18 protein-coding genes and 1 pseudogene are annotated in these 17,333 nt (G+C 55.1%); 7 read left to right on the top strand and 12 right to left on the bottom strand.

The window, feature by feature from the left end:
- Positions 1–135: 135 nt before the first annotated feature.
- The 3 genes from IPM21_00830 to IPM21_00820 are packed head-to-tail and all read right to left on the bottom strand — an operon-like array spanning position 136 to position 4,344.
- Positions 136–480, bottom strand: coding sequence for a hypothetical protein (locus IPM21_00830; protein MBK9162460.1), 345 nt, complete (start codon positions 478–480; stop codon positions 136–138).
- Entirely contained in the window at positions 422–2,833 is a 2,412-nt protein-coding gene (locus tag IPM21_00825) for a hypothetical protein (protein MBK9162459.1), read from the bottom strand. Before IPM21_00825 ends, IPM21_00830 begins: the two co-directional genes overlap by 59 nt.
- Complete coding sequence (locus IPM21_00820; GenBank protein ID MBK9162458.1) at positions 2,830–4,344, bottom strand: sigma 54-interacting transcriptional regulator; 1,515 nt, start codon at positions 4,342–4,344, stop codon at positions 2,830–2,832. The genes IPM21_00825 and IPM21_00820 overlap by 4 nt, the downstream gene beginning before the upstream one ends.
- A 153-nt stretch (positions 4,345–4,497) precedes the next feature.
- Here IPM21_00820 and IPM21_00815 point away from each other — a divergent pair, with 153 nt between their 5' ends.
- Positions 4,498–5,382, top strand: coding sequence for an RluA family pseudouridine synthase (locus IPM21_00815; GenBank protein ID MBK9162457.1), 885 nt, complete (start codon positions 4,498–4,500; stop codon positions 5,380–5,382).
- Here the strand turns inward: IPM21_00815 and IPM21_00810 are convergent.
- From IPM21_00810 to pyrR, 9 genes and pseudogenes are all read right to left on the bottom strand, one after another.
- Positions 5,352–6,960, bottom strand: a pseudogene (locus IPM21_00810) (D-aminoacylase). The gene IPM21_00815 and the pseudogene IPM21_00810 sit on opposite strands and share 31 nt — an antisense overlap.
- A 69-nt stretch (positions 6,961–7,029) precedes the next feature.
- The gene (locus tag IPM21_00805) at positions 7,030–7,824 is read right to left on the bottom strand and encodes a TerC family protein (protein ID MBK9162456.1); all 795 of its coding nucleotides are present in this window, start codon (positions 7,822–7,824) and stop codon (positions 7,030–7,032) included.
- 102 nt (positions 7,825–7,926) lie between these two features.
- Positions 7,927–8,382 carry a hypothetical protein gene (locus IPM21_00800; protein MBK9162455.1) on the bottom strand — a complete coding sequence of 152 codons (456 nt, stop codon included), beginning with the start codon at positions 8,380–8,382 and terminating at the stop codon, positions 7,927–7,929.
- A gap of 631 nt (positions 8,383–9,013) precedes the next feature.
- Entirely contained in the window at positions 9,014–10,306 is a 1,293-nt protein-coding gene (locus tag IPM21_00795; protein MBK9162454.1) for a dihydroorotase, read from the bottom strand.
- Positions 10,303–10,605, bottom strand: a complete 303-nt coding sequence (locus IPM21_00790; protein ID MBK9162453.1) for a hypothetical protein — start codon at positions 10,603–10,605, stop codon at positions 10,303–10,305. Before IPM21_00790 ends, IPM21_00795 begins: the two co-directional genes overlap by 4 nt.
- A 78-nt stretch (positions 10,606–10,683) precedes the next feature.
- The gene (locus IPM21_00785; GenBank protein ID MBK9162452.1) at positions 10,684–10,992 is read right to left on the bottom strand and encodes a hypothetical protein; all 309 of its coding nucleotides are present in this window, start codon (positions 10,990–10,992) and stop codon (positions 10,684–10,686) included.
- A 21-nt stretch (positions 10,993–11,013) separates the two neighbouring features.
- Positions 11,014–11,370: a hypothetical protein gene (locus tag IPM21_00780; protein MBK9162451.1), complete on the bottom strand. Its 357-nt coding sequence runs from the start codon at positions 11,368–11,370 to the stop codon at positions 11,014–11,016.
- A complete protein-coding gene (locus IPM21_00775; protein MBK9162450.1) occupies positions 11,363–12,379 on the bottom strand; it encodes an aspartate carbamoyltransferase catalytic subunit in 1,017 nt (338 codons plus the stop codon). The genes IPM21_00780 and IPM21_00775 overlap by 8 nt, the downstream gene beginning before the upstream one ends.
- Positions 12,380–12,445: 66 nt before the next feature.
- Positions 12,446–13,003, bottom strand: coding sequence for a bifunctional pyr operon transcriptional regulator/uracil phosphoribosyltransferase PyrR (gene pyrR / locus IPM21_00770; GenBank protein MBK9162449.1), 558 nt, complete (start codon positions 13,001–13,003; stop codon positions 12,446–12,448).
- Between the two features lie 135 nt (positions 13,004–13,138).
- Between pyrR and IPM21_00765 the strand changes: the two genes are divergently transcribed.
- From IPM21_00765 to IPM21_00740, 6 genes are all read left to right on the top strand, one after another.
- Entirely contained in the window at positions 13,139–14,197 is a 1,059-nt protein-coding gene (locus tag IPM21_00765) for a quinone-dependent dihydroorotate dehydrogenase (GenBank protein ID MBK9162448.1), read from the top strand.
- 103 nt (positions 14,198–14,300) lie between these two features.
- Positions 14,301–14,816, top strand: a complete 516-nt coding sequence (locus IPM21_00760) for a DUF177 domain-containing protein (protein ID MBK9162447.1) — start codon at positions 14,301–14,303, stop codon at positions 14,814–14,816.
- A 30-nt stretch (positions 14,817–14,846) separates the two neighbouring features.
- Positions 14,847–15,032: a 50S ribosomal protein L32 gene (gene rpmF / locus IPM21_00755; GenBank protein MBK9162446.1), complete on the top strand. Its 186-nt coding sequence runs from the start codon at positions 14,847–14,849 to the stop codon at positions 15,030–15,032.
- 40 nt (positions 15,033–15,072) lie between these two features.
- Complete coding sequence (locus tag IPM21_00750; GenBank protein ID MBK9162445.1) at positions 15,073–16,059, top strand: ketoacyl-ACP synthase III; 987 nt, start codon at positions 15,073–15,075, stop codon at positions 16,057–16,059.
- A 19-nt stretch (positions 16,060–16,078) separates the two neighbouring features.
- Positions 16,079–17,011, top strand: coding sequence for an ACP S-malonyltransferase (gene fabD, locus IPM21_00745; protein ID MBK9162444.1), 933 nt, complete (start codon positions 16,079–16,081; stop codon positions 17,009–17,011).
- 11 nt (positions 17,012–17,022) lie between these two features.
- Positions 17,023–17,259, top strand: coding sequence for an acyl carrier protein (locus IPM21_00740; GenBank protein MBK9162443.1), 237 nt, complete (start codon positions 17,023–17,025; stop codon positions 17,257–17,259).
- Positions 17,260–17,333: the final 74 nt, after the last annotated feature.

Below are 17,333 nucleotides of genomic sequence, written 5' to 3'. Positions count from 1 at the left end.
CGGGTCAACTCTAACTGCCTTACGGAGGTTGCGGCGGGACAATGTCACACTTTTTGAAAGTGAAACAGTGAGTGCGGGCAAGGCGGTCGACGACCACAGAACTGCTGTGGCGATGTCTGGCAAGGTGGCTGAGGGCTAACCAAGGATTTGATCGAAAGCTGCTCTGATCGCTAGGCGATGTGCGGTCAAGGCTTTCGAAAGCTCGGACGGGCCTTCAAGTTCGAGTCGCCGGGCGATCACCTCGAGTGCTTTCTTGTTGGCATGCGGGAGCCGCGTCGTGCGGCCGACCGTTAGGCGGATCTCGTGGTCGAGCCGTGAAAGGAAGTCGTAACCGGCTGAGAGCGTCCCGAAAAGATCCTGGTCGAGCGAGCCGCGGTCGAGCAGCCGACGTAGCGTTTGTCCGGTCGATCGGTGGCCGTCTTTATCCGGCACATTGTCCCGCAACTGCAGAAAACGGATGGCGAAATAGATATCTAGCATTCCGCCCTCGCCGTATTTGATGTCGATATCGCGTGAGGTTCGGCGGTCTGCTCTTTCCGATTCGAGTCCCCAAGCGGATGCGGCGTGTTTCGGCGGCAAATTCGCGAGGCTCGAGCTCCGAACCTCGGACGTGAATGATATCGCGGATTGTTTGCTCTGTAACGCGTGCGAGTTCCGCATCACCACCAACGCCGCGGAGCTTTACGAACGCAAGCAGTTCCCAAATGGCCGCCTCGCGACGAAAATAGTCGGCAAAGGTATCGACTGGCGTTGCCAGCGGGCCGTCCTTACCAAAGGGACGAAGCCGCAGATCGACACGGTAAAGCGAGCCCTCACGCGTCATTCCCGAAAGAGCGTTGATAAAGCCCTCGGCCAGTTTCGCCGAGGCGACGCGAAGATCGCCCCGATCGCCTTGAGCGGGTTCGGGATGCGTAACGCCATCGTAAACAACTATCAGGTCCAGGTCTGAATCCAGGTCGAGCCCGCCGCTTCCGAGCTTGCCGAGGCCAAGGATCGCGGGGCGGAGTTCGCTCAGGGCGTCGGGGAACTTCGACACCATTTGCCGTTCGGCGATCTTCAAAGCCGAGGCTATGCTCGATTCGGCAAGAGCTGTCTGCAACCGCTTCGAATCAGCCATTGGAAGCAGTCCAGCGGCGTCCTGATAAATGATGCGGGTGATCTGCCGCTGCCATTCGCGTCGGAGGTTGGCGAGTTGGTCTCGCAGCGCATCGGATTCCGAGGCGGCCATAGAGATCGCATTCGCGATCGTTTCCTCGCTGATCGATTCGTTTAGATCAACGGTTTGGGGGCCGATAGCTCGCATTGCCGCAGCGAGTTCGGCAAGACGGGGAAATTCCGAGAAGATCCTGTTCTCCGTATCCGTAGTCGAGTTGCGACCAGTGTTTGCTTCCGATGATGAAACGGCACCGTCTATATCAGCAACCGTAGACTCCGCGCCGCCGTCCAAGGTTGGGTTCGGCTGCTGTGAAAATACTCGTTCGAAGACGGAATGAACGCCGCCCGTGTGATGCTCTAACGCTGACTCGAATTGGCTAGTATCGGCAAACCGCATTTTGCGGGCGAGCAGCGACCGTTTATCGGGTTCATTCGGAACGGTGTGGGTCTGCAGGCCGTTCTCCATCTGCAGGGTGTGCTCCGTGTGGCGCAGAAAAGTATATGCCTCGGTGAGCGACGTTATTTCAGCATCGGAAATATGCTTTCGGTCATGAAGGCGGTCGAGTGTGATCAGGGTGTGCGGCGAGCGGATCCATTCGTCGCGGCCGCCGTGTGCGAGCTGCAAGGCTTGGGCGATGAATTCGATTTCGCGGATCCCGCCGCGGCCGAGCTTTACGTCAAAGCCCCGTGAAAGGATCTGCTCGAGGTCGATGCTCTGTTTCGAAAGAAGGACGTTCTGAAGTGCCTCGGAGACATCCTGCTCGGCGACGAAAACGAAGGGCTCGAGCCGTTCGGAAAACTCCCTGTAGATCTGAGCGTCGCCCGCACTCGAACGCGACCTGATAAGGACCTGCCGTTCCCACGGTCGTGCGGTCGATTCGTAATATCGAACCGTCTCTTCAAGGCTTAATGCGAGCGGGCCGACGCGGCCGTTCGGTCGAAGCCTGAGATCGACGCGATAGGCCGAACCCTCGCCCGAGGCCTCGCCGACCAGCTTTATCACCCGTTCGGCGAGCTTTACGAAATACTCGCGGTTGGTGACCGAACCCCGCGAGCCGCTCCCGGAGGTCGTTCCGTCAGCTGAGTATATGAAGAGAAGGTCGATATCTGACGCGTAGTTGAGTTCGCGAGAGCCCAGCTTGCCGAGCGAGACAATGCAGAAATCTGCCGGAATATCCCGGCCGCGGGCATCGGTCGCCAGGGGCTGGCCAAAGCGGTTGTCGAGGTCCTGCCGGGCAAGCCGAAGTGCGTGTTCGAGTATCGCATCGGCAAGCGTCGAGATCTCATCGGTAATTTCGGCGATGGTTGCGAGTCGGCGAATATCGCGAAGAAATATCCGCATCAGCTCGCGGCGGCGGAAGCGGGCGAGCTGAACGTGCGGCTCGAGCTGCGAGTTGGTCAGCGAAAAGCGGGCGAGCGATTCGAGCATTTCGTCTTTATCGCGAATGGCCGCTTCCGAACGCCGCCGTCGCAGCCACGCAACGTGCTCCGGGCTCTGGAGAAGTGTTTGTGCGATCAGCGGACTAAACGACGCAAGGGCGAGAACGTCGGCGAGGATCGCGTCATCGGCGGTCAATTTGCGGTGCTCCCGCGGATGGAGTTCGGAAAATCGGTCAAGAAACCGGCTTGCGCTTTCCGGGTCGGGAAGATCATTCAGGATCGTATCTAACTTTTTCACGTTCGAAAGCGTCTCGGGTCAATGCCGTATTTCTTGATCTTGTAGCCGACAATGCGTTCGGTCGAACCGAGTGATGTCGCGGCCTGCGTTATGTTTCCGCCGGTCGATTTCAGTGCATCCTGGATCATATCTCGTTCAAACGCGGCGACGGCCGATTCGAGCGAGAGATCGACCGTTGTGTTCGTATTCTCGGCGGTCTGCAGCGTCGGCGGCAAGTGGTGGCCGTGGATGACGTTCGTGTCACAAACAAGCACAGCACGCTCGATAGCATTTTCGAGTTCGCGGACGTTTCCAGGATAATGATACGCCATAAGCATATCGATCGCGGGCGTTGATATCCGCCGGATCCTCTTGCCGTGTTCCTGTTCGTATTTTTCCAGAAAATGCTCGGCGAGCAGAAGGATGTCTGCCCTCCTTTCACGAAGCGGCGGCAGAAAGATCGTAAAAACATTTATGCGGTAATATATATCCTCGCGGAACGAACCCTCGGCGATGGCCGCCTCAAGGTCCTTATTGGTGGCTGCTATCAGGCGAATGTTCGACTTGATCGTCTCGCTCCCGCCGACCCGCTGAAACTCCCTTTCCTGTAGAACGCGAAGGAGCTTTACCTGTGTCTGCGGCGGTATCTCACCGATCTCGTCCAGAAAAAGCGTGCCGCCCTCGGCAAGTTCGAAACGGCCTTTTCGAGCTTTATCCGCCCCTGTGAAAGCCCCTTTCTCATGGCCGAATAGCTCAGACTCAATGAGATTTTCCGGCAAAGCACCGCAATTTACGGCAACAAATGGCCGCTTGCTTCGGAGGCTGTTGTAATGGATCGCACGGGCGATCATCTCTTTCCCCGTGCCGCTTTCGCCGCGGAGCAGGACCGTCGCGTTCGAACGGGCGACCTGCGTCACCTGCTCATAGACCTGCCGCATCGCGTTGGAATTGCCGATGATGTGAGAGAAATCATATTTCTCTTTCAGCTCATGGCGGAGCAGGTCATTTTCCTCTCGAAGCCGCTGCCGCTCGCCCTTTATCGTATGCTCAATGCGATAAGCCTGTCCGATCATTGCGGCGATGACGGGAAATGCGTCGCGGATCATTTCCGACGGGGAACCGTCAAACGCCGCACCGAGCAGGCCAAATGGCCGGCCGGCGACTATTATCGGCGAGAGCAACAAGAAAAACTCTGAGCGAAAGTCGGTAACGTGATCGAGCCCCGCGACGTCGCGAATGTGATCAAACGACGAAGTTACCTCTTCGCGAGCTATCTCGGGCAGTTGCCCGCGGTTCGCCGCCGCCGCAAGCCGGCGGAACTCGGCCGCACTCAGCCCGACCGCATCGCTCAGATTCAGAAGCCCTGTTTCCTCATCTAGTTCGAGCAGGAACAGGTGGTCGCATCGAGCAGCCTCAGAGAGCGTCTCTAGTACTCTGCGGAGCCCGCCACGGACGTCTCGCGATTCAGCAAGACGAGCATTCACAGCGGCGAAAAGACCGATGGGATCTATCGATGTCTGCTCAGAGGGCATGGTTCTAAACCACGGGATGATAGCAGAATTCGAACGCGGATTCGACACTTGCCAACAAATTTGTTTGGGCGTTAAATCTAGGCCGACAATTTTGTAGGAGTCGTTTTCGGCTTACGTGCCGATAGTAGATCAATAAGTTAGAATCGCTATCAGATGAGTCAACGGGTCGAAATTGTGGTTCCGAACGAGATCGTAAGAATGCGGCTCGACGAATTCCTGTTCCGCCATTTCGGTGGGCTGAGCAAGATGTATCTCCGCAATATTGTCCGCGACCATGGCTGCGAGGTGAATGGACGCGACGAGAATCTTGGGTACAAGGTCCGCTCGGGTGATCTCATCGAGATCGAACTAGACTTAACTCGCGAAACCGCGATGCAGCCGCAGGAAATGCCGCTCGACATCGTTTACGAGGACTTTGACCTTCTGGTCGTCAACAAAGCTGCCGGAATGCTCGTCCACCCGAATAACCGCGATAAGAACGGAACACTGCTGAACGCTCTGGCGTTCTATCTGAATCGCAAAGCAACCGACGAAAACGGTGCCGAGCCGGCCATCAGGCCCGGCCTCGTGCATAGGCTAGACAAAGACACTTCGGGGCTGATGGTGATATCAAAAAACACGAATGCTCAGAAGAAGCTGATGAAGAGCTTTAGCCGCAAGTACGTGCACAAGCGTTACCTTGCAATGGTTGATGGCGAGGTGGCTCAGGATAGTGGGCTGATCGATCTCGCGGTCGGACGGTTCGCAGAGCTCAAAATTTGGGATGTGAAAGAGGACGGGAAGCCGGCGGAAACGCGGTTTGAGGTTTTCGAACGGCTCAGCGGGCGAACGCTGCTGAAACTCGAGCCCGTCACAGGCAGAACGAATCAATTACGGATACACTGTGCCGCCATCGGTCATCCCATCGTCGGCGACGTTCAACGCGGCGGAAGCGAGCACACAAGGCTATGCCTTCACGCTGCCGAGCTCGGCTTTCGCCATCCGGCGACCCGAGAGGATGTGATCTTCTATTCCGAGCCTGAAGGCTTCACAACGTAGCCCGGCCCGCGGATAGCCTTGCCGGTCATTGTGCCGGTCATTTTTTCGCCGTCGAAAACTACTCCGCCGCTGACTATTACGGTCGAAAACCCAACGGCGTATTGGTGCGGCTGTTCGAAGGTGGCCTTGTCGGTGACGGTCTTTTCGTCGAAGATGACGATGTCCGCGACGAAGCCTTCTCGTATCTGGCCGCGGTCGCGCATTCCGAAGACGTTGGCTGGCAGCGACGTCATCTTGCGTATCGCATCTTCCAAACTGATTATTTTCAGATCGCGGACGTATGGCCCGAGCACGCGTGCGTTGTTGCCGTAACCGCGCGGATGCGGCACGCCCGAGCCGAATTCGCGGACTCCGCTGTCTGAGGCAAACATCGTGAACGGTGCGGCCATGATGCGCTTCACGTCGTCCTCGCTCATCACGCGATAGACCATCTGCGCACCGCCTTTGTCGTACATTTCAAAGATCTGCTCGAGCTGCGTATCGAGGTCGTCCTTCCCCCGGACCTGCATCGTTATCTGTTTGATGTTCTTGCCGTTGAATTCGGGATTGGGCCTGTAACTCGCGACGTAGGCATCGGAAAAATCAGGGAAACCGGCCTCGGCACGCGTCCTTTTCATATCGGCGATCACCTTGGCGCGTTTCGGGATCGGCCAGCCGCTTGCGGCCTTCGTCGCGTCCGCCGGCGATCGCCCAACTCGGCATCCTCGCATCAAGCGAGGTCGACGAAGCCGGATATGCGTATTGATCAACTGTCACGGACATACCCCGCTGCCGGGCGTCGGTCACGAGCTTCAGCGTCTCGTCTGTCCGTCCCCATAGCGATTTCGCCGAGATCTTGAAGTGCGAGATCTGTACCGGCATGTTCGCCTGCTCGCCGATGTTTATCGCTTCCTTTATCGCATCAAACACACCGACGCCTTCATTGCGGATGTGGCTCGCGTATGTGCCGCCAAATTTCGCCGAGGCCTTCGCGAGTTCGACGACCTCATCGGTTTTTGCGAACGTGCCGGGAAGATATATCAGCCCGGTCGAGAGCCCGACCGCGCCATCTTTCATCGCCTGTTCGACAAGTTCATTCATCTTCTTCTGCTCTTCGGCGGTCGGTGCACGATTGTCGAGGCCCATTACGGACTGACGTACGGAGTTATGCCCGATCAACGTTGAAATATTTATCGCCAGCGGCTTTTCGTTGATCGTGCCGAGAAACGTGCTGACGTCAACGTGCGAACCGCCGCAGTTCCCGGTGATCAGCGTCGTCACACCCATGCGAATAAAATTCTCGGCCATGGGCTGCTCGAAGATGTTCTCCGTGTGTGCGTGGACGTCGATGAATCCCGGAGCAACGATCTGGCCTTTTGCGTCAATGATCTGTTTCGCACCCGCGTGATCGAACCAGCCGACGCGAGCAATTCGACCGTCCTTTACCGCAACCGAGCCGCGAAACCACGGATTGCCCGTGCCGTCAACAATTCGGGCATTCGTAATTACGAGATCGAAAGCGGGCGAGCTTTGTCCGTAGGAAATCGGAACCGACGAGAGAAACAACGCAACAAGCAGAAGAAAGGATTTGATTCGCATTGAACAAAAATGCCGTCAAATGCTGAACTAGTCAACATTGACGGCACTTTTTAATGTGATCAGCAAGCGTTATACCGCTTCCAGCGTAGTCGGCGGTGGCCCGTCGCCTTCTTGATATGGGTTCTTGAGCTCCACGGGATCCTTTGCCTTCTTGCGTAGCTTCATATTTAGGACCTCGACCAAAATCGAGAACGCCATCGCGAAGTAAATGTAGCCCTTCGGTATCTTTTGATGAAACCCTTCCGCGACGAGCATCACGCCGATAAGGATCAGGAACGACAGAGCGAGCATCTTCAGCGTAGGATGCCTATGGACAAATTCGCCGATCGGGCCGGCGAAGGCCATCATCGCACCGATCGAGATAAGCACCGCTAGTATCATGATCCAGATACCGTTCGGCCCGTACTGATCGCCGATCATTCCGACGGCTGTGATGACAGAATCAAGCGAAAACACGATATCGAGAAGGACGATCTGAACGATCACGCCTGTGAAACTGGCAAAGCCCTTTTTAACGGCCGTGCCTTCTTCGCCCTCGAGCGAGTTGTGTATCTCATGCGTCGCTTTTGCTATCAGGAACAGGCCGCCGATCAGCAAGACCAGGTCCTTGCCCGAAACGGTTTGCCCCCAGATTGTGAAGAGCGGAGCCACGAGGCCGATGACCCAGCTTAAGGAAAAGAGCAGAATGACACGCATCAAGAAAGCGAGCCCAAGGCCGATATATCTTGCCTTTGCCCGCTGTTCCGGCGGCAGTTTGCCCGACAGGATCGAGATAAAGACGACGTTGTCGATGCCGAGCACGAGCTCAAGCAGCGTAAGGGTGGCAAAGGCGATCCAAACATTAGGATCAAGAAGGAGTTCCATTTGAAAAAGCCGCTCCGAAATATAGAAATTGAACTATGCAGTTGTACATTCGACCGGGCTCCAAATGCAAGGCCGCAGGGTTGGGAATTCAGATGGAGATAACTAATCGGCGATCTTGCATTGCGTATTTGCGGCCCGGTCAGCCGCCTTTCTTGCGTCGGCGTTCTGGGTTCGCGAAGGTCTAATGATCTCGGTCACGCACGCAAGCATCGGGGAAACCTTCGCGACGATCAGGTATGATGTAGTTTTTGACGCATCCTCGACGTCTTCACTGACGTTAAATCGGAAGATAAGAGCGAGGGGCGTTTTTCCCTTCATTCGCCATTCTGCCTTCGGCCCGACCGCCGAGAAAGCTCCGAAATGTTCCCAAAGCCGAAGCTGGTGCTCCTTGCCGCCGGGTGCGATCACATTGACCGACTGCCGAAGGTCGCCTTCGAGCACATGCAGCTTGTACCCGCCGACGCCGGCACACTCGCCCTTGTAGGAACCGCCGCCTTCCTCATCGAGATCAAGCGTCTTGCACTTGCGGTCGTCAAGATCGGTGTACCGGCTCGTCATCTGTGCTGAAGCATGAACCCCACAGCCGCGTACATTGACGTTTGCTTTCTCTCGATCCCACGATATCGGCAATCTTGCGTTGTCGCGGTCGAATCTGGAATCCCGCTTCTTTCAGAATGGCTTTGAAGCCTCCACTTGGCTCGTCCTCTAAGAAATAAGGCGCTCGTGCCGATCTGTACCTGCGACCAAGACCGTCAATGTCTGACCTGCCCGCGCTCTAACGACGAATCTAGCGACTTTATCGCCAACAGACTTTCCATTGGGAGTAGCAAACACTTCACTTGAGTAGCGACCTTTGGAAAAACGAATCCGCTCAACATTATGCAATGGTCGTCTAGTCTCACCGACTCCAGGGCTTTCGGTCCTCGAAACTACCGAACTGAACTGGGCAACATGCCGAACCGTCCAGCGAGTCCAAACAACTCCCGAACCACCCCCCCCCCGCCTAGGGGCCCCGCACCATCAAACCAACAACACCTTAAAGCCGTGGACGTCTCGTCTGAGCGACTGCCGATGCCGAGAGGAGGATGCAAGCGAATGAAAACAGAAAGAAATCCCTCATACCAACATCTCCTAAAACATTGAGGTGCAAATCGTTAATTAGTTTAGCGCAACCTTGGAACTCGCGGGATTAATTCTCTCTAACGGAATAAACAATTCGGCCGCCGACAATTGTTGCGACGGCACGGCCGGTGAATTCCCATTCATCGAAGGGGCAATTTCGCGATTTCGAGCGTGATTCGGCGTTGCGATATGTCCATTTGTGATCGGGGTCGATCAATGTAACATCGGCGATCGAGCCGGGCATCAGCGTGCCGCGGCCGGCGAGCTTGAAGATGCGTGCCGGATTGGTAGAGCAAAGCTCAACGAGGCGTTCGAGGTTGATGATGCCTTTGTGGACGAGCTCATTGAACGCCAGACCGACGCCGGTCTCGAGCCCGGTGATGCCCATCGGTGCACGGTCGAATTCGAGGGCCTTTTCGTCGTGGTGATGCGGGGCGTGGTCGGTGGCGATCGCGTCGATCGTTCCGTCCTTTATACCCTCGATCACGGCCTCTAGGTGCTCTTCGCTGCGGAGAGGCGGGGCCATTTTATAGTTAGTGTCGTAGCCCTCGACGGATCGATCGGTAAGCGTGAAGTGGTGCGGCGTGACCTCGCAGGTGACGTTGATGCCTTCGTTCTTCGCCCGGCGTACGGCCTCTACCGCACCTTTGGTTGAAACGTGGGCGATGTGGATGTGGGCCCCGGTGTCCTTTGCGAGGATGATGTCGCGAACGGCGTCGATGTCTTCGGCGAGGGCGGGCATGCCCTTCAGGCCGAGCAGCAGCGACATCTTGCCTTCGTTCATTACGCCGCCGGCGGAGAGCGATTTGTCCTCGCAATGATCGATGACCGGTAGGTCGAAATCCTTGGCGTACTGCATCGCCCGACGCATTATGCCCGCGTTCGGCACTGGCCGGCCGTCATCCGAAACAGCGACCGCACCCGCGGCTTTCATCTCACCCATCTCGGCAAGCTCGCCGCCTTCGGACGATTTTGTGATCGCCCCAATAGGGAAGACGTTGGCGAGGCCGGCATGCTCGGCCTGTTCGATCATGTACCGCGTGATTGCTGCATTGTCGTTGACCGGATTTGTATTGGGCATCGGGCAAACGGACGTCCAGCCACCTGCGACCGCCGCAGCACAGCCCGACGCGATGGTCTCCTTGTGCTCCTGTCCCGGCTCACGCAGATGAACATGAAGGTCGATAAAACCCGGAGCCACAAGCAGCCCACTCGCGTCAAAGACCTCCGCACCCTCCGGCACGCCGTCCGAAGCCTTCAGCCACGCGGCAACCTTGCCGTCCTCGATGAGGACGTTCATCCCCGTGTTCTCATTCGCGGCCGTATCAATTAGATGGCCATTGGAAATAAGTAATCTCATTCGTCGTCTTCGAAAATATTTGCGCTAAAGACATCTGTTACCGGACCGATGCCTGTCAATTTCATCGCAGCATTGAGGTGATTGGGCACATGAGCAACAAACTTATAGACAAAGTCGAGGATGTCATCGTTCGACAGATCTTCGATATTTGAATAAACTCTCTGCAATTCCTCAATATCGCCCAACCAATCGGTCATGTGGAAACTGATATCATATGAATTACTTTCGGAGTAGCCGGACTCCTCGAACGCTTTCTGAATGCGTTTTTGAATTTTTGTTTCGTTCTCAGCTATTCCCATAACACAAATACTTACGGTTTCGTGAATTCGTCCTCGCCTTTGTCGGATCACAAAATTCCCGGTGGAAGATCAGTAAACTCATTCGTCAATCAGGAAAGTTTCGGTAATTACTACGTTGCCCTTCTTGTCGATCTTCTCGAGGCTTGAAATGCAAAATGGATAGATATGGTAGCCACAGTGTTCCGTGAAGACCGCAACTTCGCGTTTCGACTCATCGGCGATAAAAAATGCCCATTTGAAGAACGCATTTGAACCGTCTTCGAAGGTTATTCGGAGATCATGCGTGAAGTCCGCCAGTGAAAGTTCACTAAATCTCGAACCGTTACTTCGCAAATATTCCCTGACATTATCTTGCCAATGCTCGGGCAAATATTCCAACCACTTCATCTCGGATCACGATCTCCTAAATTACTCCCCTTTGAATTCAGCAATGACCTCTATCAGACCGATTATATTCTCGTTGAATTCCGCAAGTTCTTCCGCCGGTACCCAGTATTCCTCATGTTCGCTGCCTCCCACCACCTTGGGTTCGTATTTGTCGAGAAACGACCTTGCCACCTTAAATCTCGTGACGAATCCGGCACGGTCGGCGTTGAGCTTCGTATTCCAATCGCGTGCGATCTGGGTCGCATATTCTTCATTAGTCACCGGATAAAATATTGGCTGTTCCGGGAGTCGCGGAGGAAACTCTTTGAAGCCGTTCTGTTCTATGAGGGCGAGCTCTTTTGCTCCGACAGGTCTGAATAGGATCACTACTTCATCCACTAACCATATTTCCTCCTGTTGAAAGGTAGAGCACGGCCATTCTGACGGCGACGCCATATTTTACTTGGTCGAGGATCAGCGAGCGCGAACTGTCGGCGACTTCGGAGGCGATCTCGATGCCGCGGTTCATCGGGCCGGGATGTAGGACGATGGCGTCCTTCTTCGCTAGATCGAGCCGGTCGTTGGTCAGGCCGTAATGGACCGCGTATTCGCGGAGCGTCGGGAAATAAGCGGAATCCTGCCGTTCGCGCTGAATGCGAAGGATCATCACGACATCGGCACCTTCGATGGCGTCCTCAACATGGTCGCAAACCTGCAAGGCGGAATCCCGGCCCGCATCGACTGAGCGCCGCATGTCCGCAGCCTCACTTTCGCTCGGATTTCTGTTTTCCGTATCGATAAAAAATTCAAAGTCCCTTGGAACCAAGGTTCCCGGGCCGGCGACGCGAACTTTTGCTCCAAGCTTTGTCAGCAGATGGATGTTCGAGCGGGCGACGCGGCTGTGCAGAATATCGCCGACGATCGCCACCTCAAGGCCGCTTATCTTTTTCTTGTGCTCGCGAATCGTCATCGCGTCGAGCAATGCCTGTGTCGGATGTTCGTTTGAGCCGTCGCCGGCGTTCACGACGGCCGCCCGCGAAACCTTCGCGAGCTGATGCGGAACGCCCGCAGAGCCGTGCCGGACGACGATACAGTCCGGGTCCATCGCATCGAGGTTTAACGCGGTATCGACAAGCGTTTCACCTTTGCTGACGCTAGACGAAGAGACACTGATATTGACGGCATCTGCTGAGAGGCGTTTGGCTGCGAGTTCGAATGAAGTTCGGGTGCGGGTGGAGTTCTCGAAAAAGAGATTAATGACGGTCTTGCCGCGGAGCGTCGGCACCTTTTTGATCTCGCGGGTATTGATCTCACGAAAATTCTCGGCGGTGTCGAGAATACCGCGAATCTCCGCCTCTGAAAGTTCGCGGATACCCAACAGGTCCCGTCTTCTATAAGGCTTTTCCATCGCTCGGTACCCAAATCGGTTAAAAAATAGGCTCAAAAAAAGCAAGGCCGCAAGCCTTGCTCTTGATCATTTACCTGTACCTGGCATTTCAAAAATGCCGACGCCTTCTACGTCGTCGTATTCCTTTAGCATCACCCGGATTATCTCTGATTGCTTGGTCGGCACGGTCTTTCCGACAAAATCCGCTTGGATCGGTAGTTCGCGGTGTTCACGTCCACGGTCGATCAAGACCGCAAGTTGGACCTTACGCGGCCGCCCGAAGTCCATCAGCTGATCCATCGCGGCTCGGATCGTCCGGCCTGTGTAAAGCACGTCGTCAACGAGGACGATGATCTTACCGTCAATATCGGCGTCGAGTTCGGTACGGTTCACTATCGGGCTTGCACCGACAGTCGAAAGATCATCGCGGTAAAGCGTGATGTCGATAATGCCAAAGAGCGGCATTTCGCCTTCGATCTCGGCGATCTTATCGACGATCCGCTCTGCCAGGGGCACGCCACGGCGACGAATGCCGACGATGTAAACGTCCTTCGCCCCCTGATTCTCTTCAACTATCTCAGAGGCAAGCCGCGAGATCGCCCGCTTCATTCGGGCAGAGTCCATTATTCGGGATTTTTCTGTCAGGCTGTTCTCGTCCGGCATTCGTAGCAAATGCTATCAGAGCGTCGGGCAAAGTTCAATTGACAGCCCGCCTCGCTAATTATCTGCGGGGCCGCGGTTTATCAATTATTGCCGCTCGGATAATATGGGCGTTAAGAAATGAGCGGCGTTTTCAACAAATTGATCCGGCCGATGCTTTTTCGGCTACCGGCCGAAACGGCACACGACCTCGGTATGTGGGTGCTAAAGATTGGCTTGGCCGATGGGCCGGGCACCATCGAATTGCCGTTGCTGCGGACTTTTGAATTTGGCCTCGATTTCCCGAATCCGCTCGGAATTGCGGCGGGATTCGATAAAAATGGGCTCGTGATCCAACACCTTGCCAGTCTAGGCTTTGGTTTTGTCGAAGTTGGCACCATAACTTACAAGCCGCAACCCGGAAACCCAAAACCTCGGATCTTTCGGCTTCCGGAGGACGGAGCGCTGATAAATCGGCTCGGTTTCAATAACGACGGGGCCGAAGCTGTCGCAAAACGGCTGCAGAAGGCCGAGCACAAATGCGTCATCGGCATTAATATAGGAAAAAATAAAGATGTTCCAAACGAGGAAGCGGTCGAGAATTACATCGCCGCATTCGAACTGCTTCAGCCGCTGGCCGATTTTGTTGCGGTCAATATCTCCTCACCGAATACACCAAACCTTCGCGAACTGCAGAAGAGTGAAAGCCTCGACGAATTGCTCGCGGCGTTGCAAAAGCGAAACTCGGAAATCGGGGCAAAGCCGCTTTTGGTCAAGCTGGCACCCGATCTTTCTGATGGCGAGATCGAAGACGCCGTCACGGTGTGCCGTGAGCGTGGGATCGCCGGCATCATCGCCACAAATACGACCATTTCTCGCGACGGGCTTCAGTCTAAGAATGTTTCCGCCATCGGAGCAGGCGGCTTGAGCGGCCGGCCATTGCTTCAAAGGTCGAACGAAGTGATAAAAAAGATCTATCGCTTTTCTGACGGTGCGATCCCGATCATTGGCGTTGGCGGGATATTCTCGGCAGAGGATGCGTTTGCAAAGGTCGCCGCCGGGGCGTCATTGCTGCAGGCGTACACAGGGTTTGTCTATGGCGGGCCGTCTTTTGCATCAGGTGTTTTGCTCGGGCTCGCCCGGATACTGGGAGAGCAAGGGATTCAGAACCTTTCCGATGCGGTCGGCAGGGATGCTTAATGGGACGAAGTTCGTTTGACACTGTTGCACGTCCCGCTATAATTAAGGGTTTGTCCCTCGGGGTGCTTATTTTGAGTCATTCTATAGGGTGCTCTTTGATTTGATGCAGATCGAAGAGTCGATGCTTGGGCCTGTGCCGCTTAATATTCGAGAGGAGATCTCTGCCGAAGCGTTAGGGCTTGACGAAGACTCGGGGCTCGAGTTTCTCGGTCTTGCGTTCGAAGGTACGGCGGTCAAGTTTGGCCGCGGCATTCGGATCGAAGGAACTATTGCCGGCAAGGCCAATGGGCCATGTGCCCGATGTCTTGAGCCCTTCGAACGGGAGATTTCCGTCAAGTTTCGGTCGGATTTTATTGACGCTGAGCACTTTGTATCGAGAGCAGAGTCGGAAGTTGGGCTCGATGAATTGGACGCCGACGTCGTGCCGGAAGGGCCGATCGAGTTGGTTGAAATTGTAAGAGAGCAGATCTATCTTGCGGAGCCTGAAAGGGAAATTTGCAGTCCGGATTGCCATGGGCTTTGCAGTAAGTGCGGTGCGAATCTCAATAACGGGGACTGCGGCTGCACGGACGATGCGATCGACCCCAGATGGGAAGCACTGAAGAAGCTTAAAGATTAAGATTGAGACAAGTTACTTATTGAGGAAGTTATGCCTAATCCAAAACGACGACATTCAAAATCACGTACACGTCAGCGCCGAGCTCACGATGCCATTGTGACCCCGCAGTTTCAGACCGATAAGGAAACCGGCGAGGCCCGTATGCCGCATCGCATTGACCCGGCGACGGGAATGTACAAGGGGCGTCAGATCATCGATGTCAAAGACTCCGAATAGCCTTTGAAGTTTCCTGAATTTTACGTTCTAATTCTTGCCAATGTCTGAAATCAACGCGGGCATTCTCGGGATGGGTCACGCTTATCCGGAAGGTGTTTTAACGAACGCCGATCTGGAAAAGATCGTTGAAACCTCCGATGAATGGATCACCAGCCGAACCGGCATCAAGCAGCGCCATAAGGCCAAAGAGAACGAATATACTTCGATGTTTGGCACAGCGGCGGCGAAGCAGGCTTTGGAGCGCGCCGGACTCGAACCGACGGACATCGACATTATTGTCTGCGCAACGACCACGCCGGACCAAATAATGCCCTCGACCGGTGCATTGATCCAGGCTCAAATTGGAGCAACGAATGCCGCGGGAATGGATATATTTGCGGCGTGTTCCGGTTTCATCTACGGCCTTACGATGGTCGAATCGATGATTCGGACGGGGCAAATAAAATATGCTCTCGTGATCGGTGCCGAGGTCCTTACCAAATACGTTGACTATACAGATCGCGGGACATGCGTGATCTTTGGCGATGGCGCCGGGGCGGCGGTCGTTGGGCCGGTCGAAGCTCCGAAAGGAATTCTCGCTACAAAGATCCGGTCGGACGGCCGCTATGAAGAGCAGCTTTATGCTCCGGGTGGAGGAACCAAGATGGGAACGACCCATCAGACGATCGACGACGGCCAGCACTTCTTTAAAATGAAGGGCAACGAGCTTTTCAAGGTTGCTGTCCGGTCAATGGCGGAGATCTCGGCGGAAATGCTTGCAAAGGCGGGTTACACGGTGGACGATGTCGCGATTGTCATTCCGCATCAGGCAAACCAGCGGATCACCGATGCTGTCGCTTCTCGCCTCGGCGTTCCGGACGAAAAAGTTTATTCGAATATTGCCGAACTCGGGAATACTTCCTCGGCTTCGATACCTATTGCAATGGACGAGTGCATCCAATCGGGCCGTATCAAGGAAGGCGATCTCGTTTTGCTCACCGCGTTTGGCGGCGGCGTTACGTGGGGAGCGACGGTCATTAGGTTCTAGTTTGCTGATCTCTGAAGTGATGGCGAAGGTCGCGTTCATATTTCCCGGGCAGGGAAGCCAAACGATCGGAATGGGCAAGGACCTGTTCGATAATTTTGCGGCTGCCCGCGAGATCTTTGAACAGGCCGATGAGGCTCTAGGCTTTTCGCTTTCCGAAATGTGTTTTTCGGGGACTGAAGAAGACCTCGCGATGACGGCGAATACGCAGCCCGCTATCCTGACGACCTCGGTTGCCGCCTTTCGAGCGATGGAGGCAGAGGGCTTTGACGCACCGGACTTTGTTGCAGGCCATAGCTTGGGAGAGTATTCGGCTCTGGTCGCAGCGGGCGTCTTGGATTTTGCCGATGCCGTGCGGACCGTTCGCAAACGCGGGACGTATATGCAAGAAGCTGTGCCGGTCGGAGTTGGTGCGATGGCCGCTATCTTGGGCTCGGATGTCGAAACCGTTGAAGTTGCATGTGCGGACGCAGCCCAAGGCCAAGTCTGCAGCCCGGCGAACATCAATTCGCCCTCGCAGATAGTAATCGCGGGCGATTCGGACGCAGTAGATCGAGCATGCGAACTGCTGAAAGAACGTGGAGCAAAGAGGGCAGTCAAGCTTAATGTTTCCGCACCTTTCCATTGCTCGCTGATGATGCCGGCACAGGAAAGATTGGAACAGGACCTCAAGGCCCTGGAATATGCCGAATTCCGATTCCCGATAGTGCATAATGTCGATGCGGCAGTTAACTCGGATGAAACGAGGGTTTGCGATGCTCTGACGCGGCAGGTTTCCGCACCGGTCAAGTGGCTGCAATCGGTCCGCGAGTTGAGATCGAATGGGGTGGAAACAGTCATCGAGGTCGGTGCCGGCAAAGTGCTATCTGGTCTGGTAAGGCAGATCGACCGCGACGTTCGCTGTTTGAACGTTGAGAATTCGGAGAGTTTAAGAAATACTAAGGAATCGCTATAAAAGGAGAAAATATGTCAGAAGTTCAGGATAAGATCAAACAGATCATCGTTGATGAATTGGGTGTAGATGAAGCCGAAGTTACGGAGAATGCCCGCTTCATCGAAGACCTCGGCGCGGACTCGCTCGACCTGGTCGAGCTAGTGATGCGGTTCGAAGAAGAGTTTGACATCGAGATCCCTGACGAAGATGCTGAAAAGATCCAGAGCGTCCGGGATGCTTACGCTTACGTCGAGCAGCACAAGGGATAGTTCTCAGTTGTCGGTGGCCGGTTTTCAGTTCGTTCCGGCCGCCGACGCTTTTTTTGTTTGAGCCATATTTCGTG

It is taken from the genome of Acidobacteriota bacterium (assembly GCA_016716435.1).
GTDB lineage: Bacteria > Acidobacteriota > Blastocatellia > Pyrinomonadales > Pyrinomonadaceae > OLB17.
The sequence above is the reverse complement of the archived record's forward strand: the minus strand, read 5'-3'. Positions and strand labels throughout refer to the sequence as shown.

Bases quoted from the DNA above. Each gene is read 5' to 3' on its own strand.
- IPM21_00830 (MBK9162460.1), bottom strand. From the start codon at position 480: ATGCTAGATATCTATTTCGCCATCCGTTTTCTGCAGTTGCGGGACAAT.
- IPM21_00820 (MBK9162458.1), bottom strand. From the start codon at position 4,344: ATGCCCTCTGAGCAGACATCGATAGATCCCATCGGTCTTTTCGCCGCT.
- IPM21_00815 (MBK9162457.1), top strand. From the start codon at position 4,498: ATGAGTCAACGGGTCGAAATTGTGGTTCCGAACGAGATCGTAAGAATG.
- IPM21_00805 (MBK9162456.1), bottom strand. From the start codon at position 7,824: ATGGAACTCCTTCTTGATCCTAATGTTTGGATCGCCTTTGCCACCCTT.
- IPM21_00800 (MBK9162455.1), bottom strand. From the start codon at position 8,382: ATGACGAGCCGGTACACCGATCTTGACGACCGCAAGTGCAAGACGCTT.
- IPM21_00795 (MBK9162454.1), bottom strand. From the start codon at position 10,306: ATGAGATTACTTATTTCCAATGGCCATCTAATTGATACGGCCGCGAAT.
- IPM21_00790 (MBK9162453.1), bottom strand. From the start codon at position 10,605: ATGGGAATAGCTGAGAACGAAACAAAAATTCAAAAACGCATTCAGAAA.
- IPM21_00785 (MBK9162452.1), bottom strand. From the start codon at position 10,992: ATGAAGTGGTTGGAATATTTGCCCGAGCATTGGCAAGATAATGTCAGG.
- IPM21_00775 (MBK9162450.1), bottom strand. From the start codon at position 12,379: ATGGAAAAGCCTTATAGAAGACGGGACCTGTTGGGTATCCGCGAACTT.
- IPM21_00765 (MBK9162448.1), top strand. From the start codon at position 13,139: ATGAGCGGCGTTTTCAACAAATTGATCCGGCCGATGCTTTTTCGGCTA.
- IPM21_00760 (MBK9162447.1), top strand. From the start codon at position 14,301: ATGCAGATCGAAGAGTCGATGCTTGGGCCTGTGCCGCTTAATATTCGA.
- rpmF (MBK9162446.1), top strand. From the start codon at position 14,847: ATGCCTAATCCAAAACGACGACATTCAAAATCACGTACACGTCAGCGC.
- IPM21_00750 (MBK9162445.1), top strand. From the start codon at position 15,073: ATGTCTGAAATCAACGCGGGCATTCTCGGGATGGGTCACGCTTATCCG.
- fabD (MBK9162444.1), top strand. From the start codon at position 16,079: ATGGCGAAGGTCGCGTTCATATTTCCCGGGCAGGGAAGCCAAACGATC.
- IPM21_00740 (MBK9162443.1), top strand. From the start codon at position 17,023: ATGTCAGAAGTTCAGGATAAGATCAAACAGATCATCGTTGATGAATTG.